General features: G+C 54.9%; 18 protein-coding genes. 7 read left to right on the top strand and 11 right to left on the bottom strand.

Annotation, left to right across the window (positions count from 1 at the left end; translation table 11 throughout):
- Window positions 1-21 precede the first annotated feature (21 nt).
- On the bottom strand, window positions 22-870 hold the full coding sequence (locus tag ACI2I2_RS02940; RefSeq protein ID WP_404656547.1) for an MIP/aquaporin family protein: 849 nt from the start codon (window positions 868-870) through the stop codon (window positions 22-24).
- Between the two features lie 421 nt (window positions 871-1,291).
- Here ACI2I2_RS02940 and zapB point away from each other — a divergent pair, with 421 nt between their 5' ends.
- From zapB to ACI2I2_RS02965, 5 genes are all read left to right on the top strand, one after another.
- Window positions 1,292-1,537 (top strand): septal ring assembly protein ZapB, encoded by a 246-nt coding sequence (gene zapB / locus ACI2I2_RS02945; protein ID WP_330984677.1) that lies wholly within the window; start codon window positions 1,292-1,294, stop codon window positions 1,535-1,537.
- Window positions 1,538-1,683: 146 nt separating this feature from the next.
- Window positions 1,684-2,673, top strand: a complete 990-nt coding sequence (locus ACI2I2_RS02950) for a sulfate ABC transporter substrate-binding protein (RefSeq protein WP_404656548.1) — start codon at window positions 1,684-1,686, stop codon at window positions 2,671-2,673.
- Window positions 2,674-2,813: 140 nt separating this feature from the next.
- Complete coding sequence (locus tag ACI2I2_RS02955; protein WP_404656549.1) at window positions 2,814-4,286, top strand: DASS family sodium-coupled anion symporter; 1,473 nt, start codon at window positions 2,814-2,816, stop codon at window positions 4,284-4,286.
- Window positions 4,287-4,354: 68 nt separating this feature from the next.
- Window positions 4,355-5,110: a CDP-diacylglycerol diphosphatase gene (locus tag ACI2I2_RS02960; protein ID WP_404656550.1), complete on the top strand. Its 756-nt coding sequence runs from the start codon at window positions 4,355-4,357 to the stop codon at window positions 5,108-5,110.
- A gap of 73 nt (window positions 5,111-5,183) precedes the next feature.
- On the top strand, window positions 5,184-6,488 hold the full coding sequence (locus ACI2I2_RS02965) for an SLC13 family permease (protein WP_404656551.1): 1,305 nt from the start codon (window positions 5,184-5,186) through the stop codon (window positions 6,486-6,488).
- 47 nt (window positions 6,489-6,535) lie between these two features.
- On the opposite strand, the gene tpiA is transcribed toward ACI2I2_RS02965, so the two are convergent.
- Window positions 6,536-7,303 carry a triose-phosphate isomerase gene (tpiA, locus tag ACI2I2_RS02970; protein ID WP_404656552.1) on the bottom strand — a complete coding sequence of 256 codons (768 nt, stop codon included), beginning with the start codon at window positions 7,301-7,303 and terminating at the stop codon, window positions 6,536-6,538.
- Between the two features lie 109 nt (window positions 7,304-7,412).
- Window positions 7,413-8,012, bottom strand: a complete 600-nt coding sequence (locus ACI2I2_RS02975; protein ID WP_404656553.1) for a DUF1454 family protein — start codon at window positions 8,010-8,012, stop codon at window positions 7,413-7,415.
- Window positions 8,013-8,126: 114 nt separating this feature from the next.
- On the opposite strand from ACI2I2_RS02975, the gene ACI2I2_RS02980 reads away from it, so the two are divergent.
- Window positions 8,127-8,546 carry a DUF805 domain-containing protein gene (locus ACI2I2_RS02980; protein ID WP_404656554.1) on the top strand — a complete coding sequence of 140 codons (420 nt, stop codon included), beginning with the start codon at window positions 8,127-8,129 and terminating at the stop codon, window positions 8,544-8,546.
- Here ACI2I2_RS02980 and fpr read toward each other — a convergent pair whose 3' ends face one another.
- The 7 genes from fpr to gmk form a co-directional block, all read right to left on the bottom strand.
- Complete coding sequence (gene fpr, locus ACI2I2_RS02985) at window positions 8,547-9,293, bottom strand: ferredoxin--NADP(+) reductase (protein ID WP_404656555.1); 747 nt, start codon at window positions 9,291-9,293, stop codon at window positions 8,547-8,549.
- A 96-nt stretch (window positions 9,294-9,389) separates the two neighbouring features.
- Window positions 9,390-10,400 (bottom strand): class II fructose-bisphosphatase, encoded by a 1,011-nt coding sequence (glpX, locus tag ACI2I2_RS02990; RefSeq protein ID WP_404656556.1) that lies wholly within the window; start codon window positions 10,398-10,400, stop codon window positions 9,390-9,392.
- A 45-nt stretch (window positions 10,401-10,445) separates the two neighbouring features.
- Window positions 10,446-12,527: an ATP-dependent DNA helicase RecG gene (gene recG / locus ACI2I2_RS02995; protein ID WP_404656557.1), complete on the bottom strand. Its 2,082-nt coding sequence runs from the start codon at window positions 12,525-12,527 to the stop codon at window positions 10,446-10,448.
- Between the two features lie 3 nt (window positions 12,528-12,530).
- The gene (trmH, locus tag ACI2I2_RS03000) at window positions 12,531-13,220 is read right to left on the bottom strand and encodes a tRNA (guanosine(18)-2'-O)-methyltransferase TrmH (protein WP_404656558.1); all 690 of its coding nucleotides are present in this window, start codon (window positions 13,218-13,220) and stop codon (window positions 12,531-12,533) included.
- A 4-nt stretch (window positions 13,221-13,224) separates the two neighbouring features.
- Window positions 13,225-15,336 (bottom strand): bifunctional GTP diphosphokinase/guanosine-3',5'-bis pyrophosphate 3'-pyrophosphohydrolase, encoded by a 2,112-nt coding sequence (gene spoT / locus ACI2I2_RS03005; RefSeq protein ID WP_330984687.1) that lies wholly within the window; start codon window positions 15,334-15,336, stop codon window positions 13,225-13,227.
- A 19-nt stretch (window positions 15,337-15,355) separates the two neighbouring features.
- Window positions 15,356-15,631 (bottom strand): DNA-directed RNA polymerase subunit omega, encoded by a 276-nt coding sequence (rpoZ, locus tag ACI2I2_RS03010; protein ID WP_031523238.1) that lies wholly within the window; start codon window positions 15,629-15,631, stop codon window positions 15,356-15,358.
- Between the two features lie 54 nt (window positions 15,632-15,685).
- Window positions 15,686-16,309, bottom strand: a complete 624-nt coding sequence (gmk, locus tag ACI2I2_RS03015) for a guanylate kinase (protein WP_404656559.1) — start codon at window positions 16,307-16,309, stop codon at window positions 15,686-15,688.
- Between the two features lie 253 nt (window positions 16,310-16,562).
- Between gmk and ligB the strand changes: the two genes are divergently transcribed.
- Window positions 16,563-18,248, top strand: coding sequence for an NAD-dependent DNA ligase LigB (gene ligB / locus ACI2I2_RS03020; RefSeq protein WP_404656560.1), 1,686 nt, complete (start codon window positions 16,563-16,565; stop codon window positions 18,246-18,248).
- On the opposite strand, the gene ACI2I2_RS03025 is transcribed toward ligB, so the two are convergent.
- Entirely contained in the window at window positions 18,242-18,859 is a 618-nt protein-coding gene (locus ACI2I2_RS03025; protein ID WP_404656561.1) for a trimeric intracellular cation channel family protein, read from the bottom strand. The two genes, ligB and ACI2I2_RS03025, sit on opposite strands and share 7 nt — an antisense overlap.
- Window positions 18,860-18,890 lie beyond the last annotated feature (31 nt).

Genomic DNA, 18,890 nt, shown 5'->3' on the forward strand with positions numbered 1-18,890 from the left:
TGCTTAAGTCCCGTAGTCAGATTACAGCGAAGCTTTTTGTTGTGAGGTGTTGCTGGTGGTGTCTTTCTCTTCCACCACGCAGACATCGCACGGTAAATTGCGGCCAATCAGCCTGCGATAGCCGAAGGCTCCGAGCGACGCGCCAACAATTGGCGCGAGCAGCGGCACCAGGAAATAAGGGATATCTTTGCCGCCGGTAAAGGCAACGTTGCCCCAACCCGCAAGCCAGGCGAACGTTTTCGGACCCAGGTCACGAGCCGGGTTCATCGCAAAGCCGGTCAGCGGCCCCATTGATGCGCCAATTACCGCAATCAGCAAGCCAATCAGCAGTGGCGCCATTGGGCCACGAGGCACGCCGTTGCCGTCATCCGTCAGCGCAAGGATAACGCCCATCAGGATAGCGGTAATGACCATTTCTACCGCGAAGGCCTGCACAAAATTGATATGTGGGTTCGGATAAGTAGAGAAGATACCTGCCAGATCAAGACTTTCGACGCTGCCGCGCACCATATTGTGCGTGTGTTCGAAGTCGATGAAAAGATTGTAGTAAAGCCCGTAAACCAACGCCGCTGCGCAAAACGCGCCGGCAAATTGAGAAAGGATGTAGGGAACAACTTTGCGCCCATCGAAACAGGCAAACAGCCAGAGTGCAATCGTTACTGCCGGGTTCAGATGTGCGCCGGAAACCCCTGCAGTCAGGTAAATGGCCATCGCCACGCCCAGACCCCAGATGATACTGATTTCCCACTGACCGAAGCTCGCGCCTGCAACTTTTAGCGCCGCTACGCATCCAACACCGAAGAAGATCAACAACCCGGTACCCAGAAACTCGGCAATGCACTGGCCTTTTAAGGTTGATGTTTGACTCATGATCGGATCCTGAAGACAGATGAATGATTATTGTGAACATGGAGGTCGAAGACGACCATGCTGCCATGTAGGCATAGTGTTAATTTATCGTTAACGAGCAAAAACGAGAAATATCGAAATCAAAATCTGTGTGCCTCGTCAATAAAATGAGCGTTTTCGCGCGATGAAGCGCGTATATTGACCGTGGAAAAGGTGATCTTCGAACCATTCATTTAACGAATGGTTTAACAATTAAGAGGGAGTTGCGCCGAACGCTCCAGGTATAGACCGAAAAGTGTTGCAAACCACGATCTGCGCGCCCCGGCGCTGGACAGGGAGGGCGGCGCTCCATACAATCGCAAGCAGAGCAGTGCGCTTATTTTCGTTAAGGCGTCGCCGGGGTTCCGGGACGAGTTCAACGCCTTGCAAATTCAGGAGAGGTATGACGATGTCATTAGAAGTGTTTGAGAAACTGGAATCTAAAGTACAGCAGGCGATTGATACCATCACTCTGCTGCAGATGGAAATCGAAGAGCTGAAAGAGAAGAACAATTCCCTGGCTCAGGAAGTGCAGAACGCACAGCACGGTCGTGAAGATCTGGAGCGCGAAAACAGCCAGCTGAAAGAACAGCAACACGGCTGGCAGGAACGTCTGCAGGCGCTGTTGGGCCGCATGGAAGAAGTGTAACGTCCCCCAACGCCCTTCCTCGGAAGGGTGTTTTGCTTTCCCCTCTTTATATCCTCACGTTATAGCCAATCTTTTTTTATTCTTTAATCATCTGGTTCGTTTCTGGCAGGCTACGCTCATCACAACATCACATAAGAGAGCGGTCGATGAACAAGTTAGGCCTGGGGTTAACGCTTCTGCTGGCATCTGCCGGCGTTCTGGCAAAAGACATTCAGTTATTGAACGTGTCGTACGATCCGACGCGTGAACTGTACGACAACTACAACAAAGCTTTCAGCACCTACTGGAAACAGAAGACCGGTGATGACGTCGTTATCCGTCAGTCGCACGGCGGTTCCGGTAAGCAAGCCACCTCTGTTATCAACGGTATCGAGGCCGATGTGGTCACGCTGGCGCTGGCTTACGATGTGGATGCCATTGCTGAACGTGGGCGCATCGACAAAAACTGGCTCAAACGCCTGCCGGACAACTCTGCACCTTACACCTCGACCATCGTGTTCCTGGTGCGCAAAGGCAACCCGAAACAGATTCATGACTGGAACGATCTGGTTAAACCGGGCGTTTCCGTGATTACCCCGAACCCGAAAAGCTCCGGCGGCGCACGCTGGAATTATCTGGCGGCCTGGGGCTACGCGTTGCATCACAACAACAACGATCAGGCCAAAGCTCAGGATTTCGTGAAGGCGCTGTATAAGAACGTGGAAGTGCTGGATTCCGGCGCTCGCGGCTCAACCAACACCTTCGTTGAGCGTGGCATTGGTGATGTGTTGATCGCCTGGGAAAACGAAGCGCTGCTGGCGACCAAAGAACTGGGCAAAGACAAGTTTGAAATCGTGACCCCTAGTGAGTCGATTCTGGCTGAACCAACGGTGTCTGTTGTCGACAAAGTGGTGGATAAGAAAGGCACCCGCGAAGTTGCCGATGCTTATCTGAAATACCTCTACTCGCCAGAAGGACAGGACATTGTCGCGAAAAACTACTACCGTCCTCGCGATGCTGACGTGGCGAAAAAGTACGAAAGCGAATTCCCGAAACTGAAGTTGTTCACCATCGATCAGGAGTTCGGCGGCTGGGCGAAAGCGCAGAAAGAGCACTTCTCTAACGGCGGCACCTTCGACCAGATTAGCCAGCGCTAACTCTCATCATAGTGCCGGGTGGCGCTGTTGCTTACCCGGCCTGTCTTACGAATTATTGATTTCCCTGATTGTTTTTCAGCCATGAACAGCGGTTAATGGCCTGACACGCAGAAGCGTGGAGGACAATCAAGGAATGAGGCATGGACAGATTAACGCCGGTTCGCCCCTGGCCCGCGCTCATCGCGGTCGCTATCACTTTTGTCATCTGGTTTATCATCCCTGTACCCCATGGCGTCACGCCGCAAGCCTGGCATTTGCTGGCGCTTTTTATCGGCACTATTGCGGCCATTATCGGCAAAGCGATGCCGATCGGGGCGATTGCGATTATCGCCATCATGCTGGTGGCGATGACGGGAGTCACCAACCCTGGCAAGCCTGCTGCCGCGCTGAATGATGCGTTAAGCGGGTTTTCGAATTCGCTCATCTGGCTGATTGGCCTGTCGATAATGCTGTCGCAAAGTTTGCTGAAAACCGGCCTTGGCGCGCGTATTGGCTACGGCTTCATTGCCTTATTTGGCAAACGAACGCTGGGCATTGCCTGGGCGCTGACGCTGGCTGAAACGCTCATTGCGCCAGTCACGCCAAGCAACACCGCGCGCGGTGGCGGCATCATTCATCCCGTGATGCGCGCCATTGCTGACAGCCTCGGCTCCCAACCTGGTAACAGTGAAAACGGCTCGACGGGCCGCTATCTGGCGCTGGTTAACTACAATATCAACCCGATAAGTTCGGCGATGTTTATCACCGCGACAGCACCTAACCCGCTGATTGTTAATCTGATGATGAAAGGCACTGATGGCGTGCTGGAGATGACGTGGGGCATGTGGGCTATTGCCGCCTTACTGCCTGCGGCAGTGTCGCTGCTGGTGATGCCGATGGTCATCTGGTGGCTTTATCCGCCAGCCATCACGAAAACACCTGATGCGCCGCAGTTTGCCCGCGCGAAGCTCAATGAACTCGGGCCGTTGTCTATGGCAGAGAAAATCACCCTCGGCGTGTTTGCGCTGCTGTTGTGTCTGTGGGCAGGTGTTCCCGCGTTTGTGATGGGCAGCAGTTGGACGGTCAACCCGACCAGCGCAGCGCTAATTGGGCTGTCGATTCTGCTGCTAACTGGCGTGCTGCACTGGGACGATATCCTCAAATGCCGGGGCGCCTGGGACACCATTGTCTGGTTTGCTGCTCTGGTCATGATGGCGGAGTTTCTCAGCAAGCTCGGCCTGGTGAGCTGGCTGGCGACCAGTATCGGCACAACCATCGATGGTCTGGGCCTGCACTGGAGCGTGGCGACGCTGTTGTTAGTTCTACTTTATGTCTATTCGCACTACTTTTTTGCCAGCACGACAGCGCATATCACCGCCATGTTCGCTGCCTTTTTTGCCGCTGGGCTGGCGTTGGGCGCACCTCCTGCTTTGCTGGGGCTGATGCTCGGTTTTTCTTCATCGCTGATGATGTCACTCACGCATTACGGCACCGGCACGGCACCGATCATCTTTGGCTCAGGCTACGCTACGCTTGGCGAATGGTGGAAAACCGGGCTGGTGATGAGCGTGGTGAACCTGGTTATCTGGGGCGTGACAGGCTCGGTATGGTGGCACTGGCTGGGCTACTGGTAGGGTTGATGCGACAAAAATTCATAAAGGTATGTTATATCTGAGGTTACTTCATCACTCAGGAAAATCACATGTCTAAGCAAAAGCGCCGTCTTGTCGGTTTGTTGATTGTCATCTTACTGCTGGTGGGCGCTGGCGTGTGGCTGTACCCGAAAGGGAATCCTAATGCGTTGCGCCATTTTGTTATCGACCAGTGCGTGCCGAATCAACAGCAACATCAGTCTCCTGCACCTTGTGCTTCGGTGAACCTGAAGGGCGGCTACGTGCTGTTCAAAGATCGCAACGGGCCGCTGCAGTATCTGCTGATGCCGACTTATCGCATTAACGGCACGGAAAGCCCGCTGCTGTTGGATCCGCATACACCAAACTTCTTCTGGCAAGCCTGGCAAAGCCGCCAGGTGATGAGTGCTCTCCACGGTTCGCCAGTGCCAGATTCAGCGGTGTCGTTGACTATCAATTCGCGCACCGGACGCACGCAGAATCATTTCCATATTCATATTTCCTGCTTGCGTTCTGATGTGCGTGAACAGCTTAATGCCAGCAGTGACATCATCAGCAGCCGCTGGTTACCTTTGCCGGATGGCCTGCGCGGGCATAAGTATCTTGCCCGTCGGGTAACGGAAACAGAGCTGGCGCAAAAAAGCCCCTTCCTGATGTTGGCTGAAGAAGTGCCAGAAGCGCGTGAGCACATGGGACGCTTTGCGCTGGCTATGGTGCAGCAAAATGATGGCACGTTTGTGTTGCTTGCTACCGAGCGCAATCTGCTGACGTTGAACCTGGCTTCCGCCGAGGAAATCCAGGATCACCGCTGCGATATCCTGAAATAAGCCTACCCGTTCTGGCGTTTACCTGTTTCTCCTGTCGTCGTAGACTTGCTGAAAAAAACGACAGGAGACAGGTATGTCGCTCTGGCTTTCACATCCTCTGTTTTTACCCTCACTGATTGTCGGCCTGACCATTGTGCTTTGGGCCACCTCGCTGTTGCCGGAATTTATCACCGCGCTGCTGTTTTTTACCCTGGCCATGGCGACCAAAATCGCCCCGCCGGACGTTATCTTTGGCGGCTTTGCTTCTTCGGCCTTTTGGCTGGTCTTCAGCGGGTTTGTGCTGGGGATAGCCATTCGTAAAACCGGTCTGGCAGACAGGGCCGCTCGGGCATTGTCCGCGAGACTGACCGACTCGTGGCCGCTGATGGTCGCAAGCGTCGTCTTACTCAGCTACGCGCTGGCTTTTGTGATGCCCTCAAACATGGGGCGAATTGCACTGCTGATGCCCATTGTGGCGGCGACGGCGGCCCGGGCGGGTATTCATGAAGGCACTCGCGCCTGGTATGGTCTGGCGCTTGCGGTAGGGTTTGGCACGTTCCAGCTTTCCGCCACCATTCTGCCTGCTAACGTCCCGAATCTGGTGATGAGTGGCGCGGCGGAAGGGTCTTACGGCATTCATCTGAACTATCTCCCTTATCTGCTGCTGCACACGCCAGTGTTAGGCTGGCTGAAAGGGGGGTTGCTGATTGCGCTGATTTGCTGGTTATTCCCGGGCAAGCCGCAACGGGCGAGTGATGTTATCGCCCCAACACCCATGAGCCGCGATGAGAAGCGCCTGGCGTGGTTGCTGGCGATAGTGTTAACCCTTTGGGTGACCGAAAGCTGGCATGGCATAGGCCCAGCGTGGACGGGGCTGGCGGCGGCCTTTGTCACGCTGCTGCCACGGGTGGGCTTTATCAGCGGCGAAGAGTTTGCGACAGGGGTAAATATCCGCACCTGTATTTACGTGGCAGGCATTTTGGGGCTGGCGATCACGGTGACGCAAACCGGCATTGGCGAAGCTGTCGGGCAAATGTTATTGCAGCTGATGCCGCTCGACCCTGAGCGCCCCTTCACCAGCTTCCTGGCGCTGACCGGGATCACCACCGCCCTGAACTTTATCATGACCGCCAACGGCGTTCCGGCGCTGTATACGACCTTTGCGCAAAGCTTCGCTGACGCGACAGGTTTTCCGCTGCTCAGCGTGATAATGATTCAGGTGTTGGGGTATTCGACGCCGCTGCTGCCGTATCAGGCTTCGCCGATTGTGGTGGCGATGGCGCTAGGAAAAGTGCCTGCAAAGGCCGGGATGATGCTTTGCCTGATGCTGGCGTTGGCGAGTTATCTGCTGTTGTTACCGCTGGACTATGCGTGGTATCAGCTACTCGGCAAGCTATAAAAAAAGCCCGGTCGCGATGACCGGGCCTTCGGGTTCGCAAACAGCGATTAAGCCTGTTTAGCGGCTTCTGCTGCTTTAACGATGACCGCGAAAGCGTCTGCTTTCAGGGAAGCACCGCCAACCAGCGCGCCGTCGATGTCTGGCTGGGTGAACAGTTCTGCTGCGTTTGCCGCGTTCACGGAACCGCCGTACTGGATGATCACTTGCTCAGCCACTTTCGCGTCTGCTTTAGCAATGTGGTCACGGATGAATTTGTGAACGGCCTGAGCCTGAGCTGGAGTAGCAGATTTGCCAGTACCGATTGCCCATACTGGTTCGTAAGCGATAACAACACCTTCGAAAGCGGCTGCGCCCTGAGTTTTCAGCACGGCGTCAATCTGACGTGCACAAACTTCTTCAGTTTTGCCCGCTTCGTTTTCTGCTTCGGTTTCACCGATGCACAGAACCGGAGTCAGACCCTGCGCTTTCAGCACAGCGAATTTCTTGGCGATCAGCTCGTCAGATTCTTTGTGATAAGTACGACGCTCTGAGTGACCGATAATGATGTACTGAGCACCGATATCTTTCAGCATTTCCGCGGAGGTTTCACCGGTGAATGCGCCAGACAGGTTCAGGTCAACGTTCTGCGCGCCCAGATTGATGTGGCTGCCGCCAGCGGCCTGTTTAGCCAGATCGAGGTACATTTCTGGTGGAGCGATGGCTACGTCACAACCGGTCACGCCGCTCAGCTCTTTACGCAGGTTAGTCACCAGCTCGTTTACCATGTGGCGGCTGCCGTTCAGTTTCCAGTTACCCATCACTAAAGGATGTCGCATTTGAATTCTCCACGCTACTTAAGCGAATTAAGGAAGATGGCCGCCCGTCAGGGCAGCATGGTCTGTGAAACAGTATAGAGATCCGGCGCGGGAAAGGCTTTGCTTTTTGTCATTTATTGTTGCCTTGCAGTGACTCAGATAGCGCCAGCTTAATCGGTTCAATGGCGAAGGTTAGCCCTTTTTCGCCGTTGTCCGCGACAACATAGCGAATGGCACCTTCACTGGTACTGTAATAGCGTTTACTTTTTCCGGCTGCGAACAATTTTTGCAGTTTCTGCAGGCTTTGCGCTTTGGTGATTGAAGGGGTGAACACGCGAATCATGGCGCTCATGTACTCGTAAGCCTTCGCTTTGGCGGCTTTCTGTTCCGGGCCCTGAATCGGCAGCCAGGTTATCTGCATCGACTTAATCTTCAGCGTGCCGCGCTCAAGCGCGGTCGAGGCATACAAATTTTCGTTAATTTTGCTGGCCGCGCGGGTCAGGGCAAGCTGATCGCGGCTGGTGGTGATGGATCGAAACTCGTTTAACGCCAGGGTTGGATTCTCAGCATTAAACCTCTCCCGGAATTGACTAATGGAGAGGTCAAACGTCGGTGAACCGGGCAGTAAGTAAGGCGCAGTGGTGGTATCGGCGGATTCAGCAGATAGCGCGTACGGCCCGGCAACCAGCGTTGCAAGCCCGATAAAACACAGAGTCAGCCATTTCGTCATTGATACCACCTGAGCATTTTCATGCTGACGATTAAAACGGTAAACGGCCCCGCTTGTCAAAAAGAGACCACTTCAGGGTAAACTACGCGGCATTATGAAAATCAGGAATCTTCCATGACCCTACAGCAGTGGCTATTTTCGATTAAAGGGCGCATCGGGCGCCGTGACTTCTGGATTTGGATGGGCATCTGGGTGCTGGCGATGATTGTCCTCTTCACGCTGGCCGGTGGCGGCTGGCTGAATCTGCAAACCGCCGCCTTCGCGCTGGTGTGCCTGTTGTGGCCGACAGCCGCCGTGACGGTAAAACGTCTGCATGACCGAGGCAAATCAGGCATCTGGGCATTGTTGATGGTGCTGGCCTGGATGCTGCTGGCCGGTAACTGGGCCGTGCTGCCGGGCGTCTGGCAATGGGGTGTTGGGCGGTTTGTCCCCACGCTCATTATTGTGATGATGCTTATCGATCTGGGTGCGTTTGTGGGCACCCAGGGCGAAAATAAATACGGCAAAGAAACTCAGGATGTGAAATACCGCTGATCACCAGTAGTGTTCAGCGGTCATGTGGCCCGGTCGACGGCGCAGATGTTTGGTCATCTGCCGGGACTCTTTCAGCAACTGCTGCGTATCTCGCACCATCTGCGGGTTGCCACAAAGCATCACGTGGCTGTTTTCAGCCGTCATCGTCAGGCCAACCGCCTCTTCTAACGAGCCGTTTTCTATCAGCGCCGGAACGCGTCCGGTCAATGAGCCAGAAACGCTCTCACGGCTCACCACGGTTTGAATCCGCAGTTTCCCTTCGTAGCGTTGCTGAAGCTCCAGCATCAGCGGCAGATAGCTTAAATCTGCGGCGAAGCGCACCGCATGTACCAGCACCAGATTGTTGAAACGCTCAAGATCTTTGCCTTCCTGCAAAATCGACAGATACGGCCCGAGCGCAGTGCCAGTCGCCAGCATCCACAATGTGTCGCAGTCTGGCACTTCATCCAGCACGAAGAACCCCGCGGCTTCACTCACCAACTGAACTTCATCCCCGGGCTTCAGCGCCGCCAGTCGAGGGCTAAGCTTGCCTTCCGGCACAGTGACCAGATAGAACTCAAGATCGGGATTATTGGGTGCGTTGACATAGGAGTAAGCGCGCTGAACGCGCTCGCCGTCAATTTCCAGCCCAAGCTTGGTGAATTGTCCGGCCGTAAAGGGGTGAACGGGGGCATGAACGGTGAGGCTGAACAGAGCGTCTGTCCAGTTCTCGACTTTGGTGACTTTTCCGGTAACCCAATCCGCCATGATTTTCTCCTCGTTGCGTTGATAGTTCTATCTTCGCCAGGTGAGAAGAAGATTTCCAGCCCTTAACAGGCTGGAAAGCTCTTGCGGACAAATGATTTACAGGATGTGCAGCTGGATTTCCGGGTCTTTGCGGTCCAGATAGTGAATGGACTGAATACGGCGGATGGTGCGCGATTTGCCACGGATAAGCAGCGTTTCCGTGGTGGCGATATTGCCTTTGCGGGTGATCCCTTCCAGCAGGTCGCCTTTGGTGATCCCGGTGGCGGAGAAGATCACGTTATCGCTCTTCGCCATCTCTTCCAGACGCAGCACTTTACCCGCTTCAATGCCCATTGCCGCGCAGCGTTCCAGCTCAGTCTCGCCAATACGGCGGTTTTCTTCAGAATCGCCTTTGACGTCATGACGAGCCAACAGGCGACCGTGCATATCGCCATCCAGCGCGCGGATCACTGCCGCAGACACCACGCCTTCTGGCGCGCCGCCAATGCCGTAAAGCACATCCACTTCACTGTCTGGCATGCAGGTCAGAATGGAGGCCGCAACGTCGCCATCCGGAATAGCAAAGACACGCACGCCAAGTTTCTGCATCTCGGCAATCACTTTATCGTGACGGGGTTTCGCCAGAATGGTGACAGTCAGTTCTTCGAGGGGCTTATCGAGTGCAATGGCAACATTGCGCAGGTTCGTTTCCAGCGGCAGGTTGAGGTCGATAACACCTTTCGCGCCAGGGCCGACAATCAACTTTTCCATGTACATATCTGGCGCGTTCAGGAAGCAGCCTTTATCGCCCACCGCCAGCACCGCCAGCGCGTTGGCCTGACCCATTGCCGTCATGCGGGTGCCTTCAATCGGGTCTACGGCGATATCCACGGCATCGCCATTGCCCGTACCAACCTGCTCGCCGATAAACAACATCGGCGCTTCATCAATCTCACCTTCGCCAATCACGATGGTGCCGTCGATGTTGACCTTATTGAGCATGATGCGCATCGCGTTAACCGCTGCGCCATCTGCGGTGTTTTTGTCACCGCGGCCCAGCCACTTGTAGCCCGCCAGGGCGGCAGCCTCAGTCACACGCGAAAATTCGATGGCAAGTTCTCGTCTCATAACGTACTCATTGTGAAAGCTAAAATGGCACGCAGCCGCGAAGGGCTACGCGTTGGAATAACGTTCGGTTTCCGGCATCCAGCGCTCAATCAACGCCAAAGCCTGCTGCGGGTATTTGTCGTGAATATGGCGTGCGATGCGCTGAACATCGGGGATGATGGCTTGATCACGCAACAAGTCAGCGACTTTGAATTCAGCGTTCCCGGTCTGACGCGTGCCCAGCAGTTCACCCGGACCGCGGATTTCCAGGTCCTTCTGCGCAATGACAAAACCGTCATTGCTGTCGCGTAAGACCTGCAGACGCTTTTGCGCTGTTTTCGACAGCGGCGCTTTATAGAGTAGTACACAGTGAGAAGCGACCGCGCCACGCCCGACGCGCCCGCGAAGCTGGTGCAGCTGCGCAAGCCCCAGGCGTTCCGGGTTTTCGATAATCATCAGGCTGGCGTTAGGCACATCCACGCCGACTTCAATCACCGTGGTGGCAATCAGCAAGTGCAGCTCGCCTTGTTTGAAGGCCTGCATCACCGCCTGTTTTTCCGCGGGCTTCATGCGCCCATGAACAAGGCCGATATTCAGTTCTGGCAGAGCGATTTTCAGCTCTTCCCAGGTGGCTTCAGCCGCCTGTGCTTCCAGTAAATCGGACTCTTCAATCAGGGTGCAAACCCAGTAAGCCTGGCGGCCTTCGTGTGTGCAGGCGTTACGTACCCGGTCAATAATCTCGTTGCGACGCGTATCGGCAATGGCAACCGTTGTGACAGGTGTGCGTCCTGGCGGGAGTTCGTCGATGACCGACGTATCCAGGTCGGCATAGGCTGTCATCGCCAGGGTGCGTGGGATGGGCGTTGCGGTCATGATCAACTGGTGAGGATGGAATCCCTGTTGCTGACCTTTTTCCCACAGCGCCAGACGCTGATGCACGCCAAAGCGATGCTGTTCGTCGATGATAACCAACGCCAGACCGTTAAATTGCACCTGTTCCTGGAAAATGGCATGTGTGCCAACAACCATCTGCACCTGACCACTGGCAATGGCTTCCTGCTGTGCCAGACGCGCTTTCCCTTTCTGTTTGCCTGCCAGCCAGCCCACTTCAATGCCGAGCGGCGCAAACCAGTTACGGAAGTTGTTGGCATGCTGTTCTGCCAGCAATTCTGTCGGGGCCATCAGTCCAACCTGCTTGCCGTGAGCAATAGCTCTTAACGCGGCGAGAGCTGCGACCAGCGTTTTACCCGAACCGACGTCGCCCTGAACCAGGCGCATCATCGGGATATCCTGCGCCATGTCTTTTTCAATTTCGGCCACCACTCGCGCCTGTGCGCCAGTGGGTTTGAACGGTAACGCTGCCAGCAAGCCGTTTTTCAGGTCGTCTTTGGCACTGAGCGGCTCGGCATGATAACGCTGCGCGCCAGCACGCAGAGCAAGCATGCTGAGGTTATGCGCCAGCAGCTCTTCCATAATCAGGCGGCGCTGGGCGGGATGTTGCCCGCTTTCCAGATCGGTTAACTGCAATGACGGCGGGGGGCGATGGAGGGTGCGCAACGCTTCAGGAAGGCTCATCAACCCTTGCGCAAGTTCCGGCGGCAGCAGTTCGGCGATGGCGCAGGTATCGAGCAAATCCAGCGCCTGATCGGTTAGTTTCCTCAACGTTGCCTGGCGTACACCTTCTGTTGTGGGATAAACCGGTGTCAGCGTTTCCTGTAACTCCGGCTCGCTCAAATCGCCCTGAATGCGGTATTCAGGGTGGATCATCTCTGCGCCGTATTTTCCACGCTTCGCTTCGCCGTAGGCCAGCACGCGGCGGCCAGTGGCGAGGCTGTTTTTCATCGCCGCATTGAAGTTGAAGAAGCGCATGGTGAGGATGCCGGTGCCATCGCTTATCTGGCAGGTCATCATTCTGCGGCCGCCGAAGGTGATGTTGCTGTTGAGCACTTCACCTTCTACCGTGGCGTAAATGCCCGGCAGCAGGTCGTTGATAGGGTAAAGATGGGTGCGGTCTTCGTAGCGCAGTGGCAGGTGAAGCAGCAAATCCTGCACGTTATGCAGGCCGATTTTCGCCAGTTTGCTTGTCTGCGCAGCGCCAACGCCAGTGAGTGCGCTCAGCGGCACGGCATCCAGCAGGCGGCCTTTCATGGCTTATTTCGCCGCCTGTAGGGTGGACCACCAGGCTTCGTCGGCCTCGATTTCGCCCTGGGTATTCACATGCGGATAAGGCAGCTTCTTGCGCTTCGCCACATGTGCCAGCACCGGGTAGCCGCCTTCGAACAGCAGGCGCTGTTGTTCCTCATCAGGCAGCATACTGTTGGCACGTTTGTACATGCCTGCGTTTTGTCGCTGGCGCTGCGCTTCGTAGAGGATCAGGGCGGAAGCCACGGAAACGTTGAGAGACTGCACCATGCCCGTCATCGGGATAATAATGTCCTGATCCGCAAGGTCCAGCGCTTCCTGGCTAATGCCGGTTTTTTCCTGACCCATCAGAATACAGGTCGGGCGGGTGTAATCTATTTCGCGGAAATCGACGGCTTTATCTGACAGGTGCGTGGCAAGAATTTGCATCCCGCGACCTTTCAAGGTGCTAACGGCTTCACCAATGGTCGGATGGGTTTTCACCTGCACCCAACTGTTGCTGCCTGCGGCGGCAGACACCATGGTACGCATGCGGCTGCCCGGCCAGACGGCGTGCACTTCATGGACGCCGACGGCATCGGCAGTGCGAACAATCGCCGAGACGTTATGGGGTTTATGGACCTGCTCCATGCAGACCGTCAGATCAGGCTGACGCCTGGCGAGCATCTCACAGATACGCGCATAACGCTGTGGATTCATAACACTAGTTTCGGTTACGGGTGACTTTAATCACATCCGGCATGACGCGAATTTTACGCATGATGTTAGCCAGATGGACGCGATCGCGTGCCGTCAGACGAATAAAGGCGCTATAGACGCGACCATCTTTCTCTTCGGTATTCAGGCTCTGAATGTTCGATGAGGCGGTGTTAATCGCGGCGGTAAGATTCGCCAGCGCACCCTGATGGTTGAACATATCCACCTTAATTTCGGTGATAAATTCCTGTTCGGTCTCTTTATCCCATTCCACAGCCATGAATTTTTCCGGCTCTTTTTGGTAGCCGCGAATATTTCGACAGGACTCGTGGTGGATAACCAACCCTTTGCCTGGGCTGACGTGGGCGATAATCGGATCGCCTGGAATAGGGCGGCAGCACTTAGCAAAGGTTATAAGCACACCGTCCGCGCCTTTAATCGGCAGATGACCGTGACCGGCAGGCGTTGGTTGCGCTGCGCTGGCTTCGCCCTGCTGAAGGTTTTTCGCCACCACGACGCTCATGGCGTTGCCAAGGCCGATTTCAGCCAGCAGATCGTCCAGCGTCGCAAGCTTCATACGCACCAGCTCGCGATGGATGTTTTCCTGAGGAATTTCAGCCAGTTTACGGCTGCCACCCAACGCATGGTTAAGCAGACGGCGGCCGAGGCTCACGGAATCATCACGCTTGAGGTTTTTCAGCAACTGACGAATTCTGGCACGCGCTTTGGAGCTGACGACAAAGTTCAGCCACGCGGCATTCGGGCGAGCGCCAGGTGCGGTGATGATTTCCACGGTCTGACCGCTGCTGAGCGGCTGAGACAGCGGATAAGGCTGCCTGTCGACACGTGCGCCCACGCAGGCGTGACCGATATCGGTGTGCACTGCATAGGCGAAATCGACCGGAGTTGCGCCAGCGGGAAGTTCGACAATGCGACCTTCCGGGGTGAAAACATAAATCTCATCCGGGAAGAGATCAGATTTTACGCTCTCAATGAATTCAAATGAGCTGCCCGCGCTCTGCTGCAGCTCCAGCAGGCTTTGCATCCAGCGCTGGGCGCGGATTTGTGCGGTAGTACTGCTCTCGCCGTTCTCTTTATAAGCCCAGTGTGCGGCAACACCCATCTCTGCCATCACGTCCATGTCTTCGGTGCGAATTTGCACTTCGACGGGTACGCCATGAGGCCCGATCATGGAGGTGTGCAAAGATTGATAGCCGTTCGCTTTTGGAATGGCAATGTAGTCTTTCACACGGCCAGGACGTGGCTTATACAGGCTGTGCATCTGCCCCAATACGCGATAACAGGTATCAACGTCATGAACGATCACGCGGAAAGCGTAGATATCCATGATCGAGTGAAAACGCTGCTCTTTGAGCACCATTTTGCAATAGATAGAGTAGAGATGCTTTTCACGACCGCTGACGCGACACGGAATGCCCGCTTCCTGCAAACGCCCGTCAATTTCAGAGAGGATTTTTTGAATCATCTCTTTACGGTTGCCACGCGCGGCTTTCACCACTTCTTTGATGACCCGATAGCGGTTCGGGTACAGCGCTTCAAAACCCAGCTCTTCGAGCTCAGTTTTAATGTGATGAATACCTAAACGGTGGGCCAGTGGGCTGTAAATTTCCAGCGTTTCACGGGCGATGCGGCGACGTTTGTCCGGGCGAAGAGAGCCCAGCGTGCGCATGTTGTGGGTACGGTCGGCGAGTTTGATGAGGATGACGCGGATATCTTGCACCATCGCCATAATCATCTTGCGGAAGTTTTCGGCTTGCGCCTCTTTCTTGTCGCGGAACTTGAGCTTATCAAGTTTCGACACCCCTTCTACCAGTTCAGCAACGCTTTTACCAAAAAGCTGCTCCATGTCCTGGTAGGTGGCGGGGGTATCTTCAATCACATCATGCAGCAGGGCGGCCATCAGCGTTTCATAGTCGAGTTTCATCTCGGCCAGAATGCAGGCAACGGCTACCGGGTGCGTGATGTAGGGTTCACCGCTTGAGCGTGTTTGTCCCTCGTGAGCATCACGTGCAACGAGATAAGCCTGCTGAAGACGTTTGATTTGGTCTTCGGGCAGGTAAGTTTGAATCAGTTGATTCAGGCTCTCAAACAGATACAAGGGCGACCCGCAGGGTTAATTAACGACGACCTTCAGCAATGGCGGTGACGGCCTGCAGTTCTGCGGCTTCCTGCTCTTGCTGCTCCTGGCGCTCACGCACGTCGAGGATCTGGTTGTTGATCAGACCTTCTTCGATTTCGCGCAGCGCGATAACGGTAGTTTTATCGTTTTCTTCCGCAACCAGCGGATCTTTACCGCCCACCTGCATCTGACGAGCGCGACGCGCGGCGACCAGTACTAAGTCAAAACGGTTACCAATTTTCTCTACAGCGTCCTGAACAGTTACGCGTGCCATATAATTAAAGCTCCACAGGTGAAGAAATGACTGGGCATGATACTGAATGTGGGTTCAGTCTGCCAATAGTTTGCTGATTAAAGCGTCATGACGCTGCTTTTGGCGGCTCATGCGCAGACGTTCAGCACGAATGATGGTTTTCAAATCGCCGAGGGCGGTATCAAAATCATCGTTCACAATCAGGTAATTATACTCAGCGTAGTGGCTCATTTCTGCAACCGCCTGCGCCATGCGTTTGGCAATGACTTCTTCGCTATCCTGACCACGACCCCGCAGACGGCGGTCTAATTCGTCTTTCGACGGCGGCAGAATAAAGATACTGCGTGATTCTGGCATCGCTTTGCGAATTTGCTGCGCGCCTTGCCAGTCGATATCGAGAAACACATCAACGCCGCTTTTCAGCACTTGCTCGATGGTTTCACGCGAGGTGCCGTAGTAATTGCCAAACACTTCTGCGTGCTCAAGAAACGCCTCTCTGCCGATCATTTCTTTGAATTCGTCGTGATTCACAAAGAAATAGTGTTCGCCGTGCACTTCACCAGGACGCGGCGCGCGCGTGGTGTGCGAAACAGAAACCTGGGTGTCGTACAACGGTTGGGTTTTCAGTAATGCCTGAATCAGGCTGGATTTACCCGCGCCACTAGGGGCAGAAACAATATAAAGCGTGCCTTGAGCCATGAGAGTCTTGTGTATGTGAGTCGAAAGAAAGTCTACATACGAGCCTATTATACACGTCGGCGCTGAGTGACGTAGCCCCCGTCACACTTTTTGCCTCAGTTTCTTCCATTTTGCGTACTGTTTTCCTGATTTCTTTGTTTATTCCTGCAACAACGCTGATTTCTCTGAAGCCGTCACGCATTCCACGAAAGTCGCACTCGAAACGCTTTTTTTATCGCGTTACAACCTGCCGCAATCAGGCAGGAGAAACGAAATGAAAGGGATAACGCGAAGAATGATTGTGCTGGCGGTAGCGCTGACAGGCTGTGAAGCCCAGTCAGCTTGCCCCAAATGGTCAGAAGCCCAGGCGACGCAAGAGATGGCGAGGCTGGAAAATCAATTATCACAATGGGATGCCGCCTACTGGCAATTAGGGAGAAGTGACGTGAGTGATGACCAGTATGATCAGCTCAGTGCTCAATTAAGGCAGTGGCAAGGCTGTTTCGGCACCGTGTCAGAAGAACCTGCATTACCGCGTCTGAAGGGGAGTACGGCTCATTCCGTGGCGCACACTGGCGTGCGTAAGCTGAAAGACCCGATATCAATGGCGCAATGGATGGCTGACAAAACTGATCTCTGGGTTCAGCCAAAAGTTGACGGCGTAGCGGTCACGCTTGTTTATCGCAACGGAAAGTTGCTTCAGGCCGTCAGCCGCGGTAACGGGCTGGCAGGGGAAGACTGGACGGCAAAAGTAAAACAGATGCCGTTAGTGCCTAAAATTGTGCGCGGTGAACTGGCAAACAGCGTTTTGCAGGGAGAGCTGTTTCTGCGTCGTGAAGGCCATATTCAGCAAGCGATGGGGGGACTGAACGCCAGGGCAAAAGTGGCCGGGGCTTTGTTGAGCAAGACCAACAGTGCTCTGCTTAACGATCTCTCCGTTTTTGTCTGGGCCTGGCCAGATGGGCCCGCACAGATGTCAGAGCGCCTGATGTTGCTCAATGAAGCTGGGTTTCCCTATGTCCTGGAGTATTCACGGCCGGTGAAGCGGGTTTCAGAGGTAGAGGCTCAGCGTCAAGCCTGGTTTTCTACGCCTCTGCCTTTTGTCACTGATGGTGTCGTGGTGCGTTCGGCAAAAGAACCGCCTGGCCGGTTATGGCTTCCTGGCGAAGGGAGTTGGGTAGCGGCCTGGAAATATGCGCCTGTGACGCAAATTGCCGAGGTAAAAGCTATCGAATTCAACGTTGGGCGAACGGGAAAGGTCTCGGTGGTGGCTTTGCTTGAAGCCGTCCAGCTTGATGATAAGCAGGTTCAGCGAGTCAACGTGGGTTCGCTCAGACGTTGGAATGAACTGGATATTGTGGCCGGCGATCGCCTGAACATCAGCCTGGCGGGGCAGGGGATACCCAGAATCGATGGTGTTGCCTGGCGAGCCACTGAGCGGCACAAGCCGAGCCCGCCGCTTTCCTCACTGACCTCATCGACATGCTACTGGGTATCTGATGAGTGCCAGCCGCAGTTTCTGGCGAGGATGATTTGGGCCGGGAAGCAGCTGGCCGTGGATAGCGTGGGTGGCGTGTTATGGCGGCAACTCAGCGAAACACACCATTTTGAGCATCTTTTCTCGTGGCTGACGTTGAGTGAAGCGCAGTTAGAGCAGACGCCTGGCGTTTCCCCTCATCGTGCCCGGCAGCTTTGGCATCAGTTCAATCTGACCCGGCAGCAGCCGTTTTCAAAATGGCTTCTGGCGATGGGGATCCCACTTAACCAAAAGGCCTTGCTGAATATTGAGGGCCGAAGCTGGCAGCAACTGGTGGAATTACAGGAGTCTGAATGGAAAAAAATCTCATGGATTGGCACGCAAAAAGCCAGCCAGATGGTGCGCTGGCTGGCAGAACCGCAGGTGAAATCGCTTGCGCTTTGGTTAGGTGAGCAAGGGATTGCGGGTTTTAAGCCTCAGTGAGCGCTGTGCTTGTAGTGAAAAACGGGCAGGCCGAGTTTCAGGCGAAGTGCCAACAGGCGCAGGGTAAAGCCGAACAGCAGTGTGGCGATCACCACCACATCGTGGCTGCTGACATAGTGCTGAAGGGCAATATAAAGCACGGCAGACGCAAAGGAGACACCTGCATACAGCTCTTTCTGGAAGACCAAAGGGATGCGCTTACAGAACATATCACGCAGAACGCCGCCAAATACGCCGGTCACGACAGCGGCAATAGAAGCGATCACCGGGCCTTCACCCATATCGAGAGCGATTTGAGCGCCAATGATAGAGAACACCACGAGGCCCAACGCATCAAGGACCAGAAACAGGCGGCGCAGGTGTGGCATTACCGGGGCCACAATAGTGGTTAACACGGCGGCGGTAGCAACGATGATCACATACTCAGGATGCCTCACCCAACCGAGTGGGTAGTGCCCGAGCAGAATGTCGCGTACGGACCCGCCGCCAAGTGCAGTGGCTGTCGCGATGATGATGACACCAAAGGTATCCATGCGACGTCGACCGGCGGCCAATGCGCCCGTCATCGCTTCCGCGGTGATCCCAATCAGATAAAGAATGTGTAGCAGCATGTTCGCCCCCGTCGATGATGGCGGGAGAGTA

The organism is Scandinavium sp. NPDC088450 (assembly GCF_044900545.1).
In the GTDB taxonomy this organism is placed as follows: Bacteria; Pseudomonadota; Gammaproteobacteria; order Enterobacterales; family Enterobacteriaceae; genus Scandinavium.

Excerpts from the sequence above, each read along its gene's own strand:
- gmk (WP_404656559.1), bottom strand. The coding sequence starts at position 16,309 with ATGGCTCAAGGCACGCTTTATATTGTTTCTGCCCCTAGTGGCGCGGGT.
- rpoZ (WP_031523238.1), bottom strand. The coding sequence starts at position 15,631 with ATGGCACGCGTAACTGTTCAGGACGCTGTAGAGAAAATTGGTAACCGT.
- tpiA (WP_404656552.1), bottom strand. The coding sequence starts at position 7,303 with ATGCGACATCCTTTAGTGATGGGTAACTGGAAACTGAACGGCAGCCGC.
- ACI2I2_RS02955 (WP_404656549.1), top strand. The coding sequence starts at position 2,814 with ATGGACAGATTAACGCCGGTTCGCCCCTGGCCCGCGCTCATCGCGGTC.
- ACI2I2_RS02975 (WP_404656553.1), bottom strand. The coding sequence starts at position 8,012 with ATGACGAAATGGCTGACTCTGTGTTTTATCGGGCTTGCAACGCTGGTT.
- recG (WP_404656557.1), bottom strand. The coding sequence starts at position 12,527 with ATGAAAGGCCGCCTGCTGGATGCCGTGCCGCTGAGCGCACTCACTGGC.
- ligB (WP_404656560.1), top strand. The coding sequence starts at position 16,563 with ATGAAAGGGATAACGCGAAGAATGATTGTGCTGGCGGTAGCGCTGACA.
- ACI2I2_RS02965 (WP_404656551.1), top strand. The coding sequence starts at position 5,184 with ATGTCGCTCTGGCTTTCACATCCTCTGTTTTTACCCTCACTGATTGTC.
- ACI2I2_RS02950 (WP_404656548.1), top strand. The coding sequence starts at position 1,684 with ATGAACAAGTTAGGCCTGGGGTTAACGCTTCTGCTGGCATCTGCCGGC.
- fpr (WP_404656555.1), bottom strand. The coding sequence starts at position 9,293 with ATGGCGGATTGGGTTACCGGAAAAGTCACCAAAGTCGAGAACTGGACA.
- ACI2I2_RS03025 (WP_404656561.1), bottom strand. The coding sequence starts at position 18,859 with ATGCTGCTACACATTCTTTATCTGATTGGGATCACCGCGGAAGCGATG.
- ACI2I2_RS02980 (WP_404656554.1), top strand. The coding sequence starts at position 8,127 with ATGACCCTACAGCAGTGGCTATTTTCGATTAAAGGGCGCATCGGGCGC.
- ACI2I2_RS02940 (WP_404656547.1), bottom strand. The coding sequence starts at position 870 with ATGAGTCAAACATCAACCTTAAAAGGCCAGTGCATTGCCGAGTTTCTG.
- trmH (WP_404656558.1), bottom strand. The coding sequence starts at position 13,220 with ATGAATCCACAGCGTTATGCGCGTATCTGTGAGATGCTCGCCAGGCGT.
- ACI2I2_RS02960 (WP_404656550.1), top strand. The coding sequence starts at position 4,355 with ATGTCTAAGCAAAAGCGCCGTCTTGTCGGTTTGTTGATTGTCATCTTA.
- zapB (WP_330984677.1), top strand. The coding sequence starts at position 1,292 with ATGACGATGTCATTAGAAGTGTTTGAGAAACTGGAATCTAAAGTACAG.
- glpX (WP_404656556.1), bottom strand. The coding sequence starts at position 10,400 with ATGAGACGAGAACTTGCCATCGAATTTTCGCGTGTGACTGAGGCTGCC.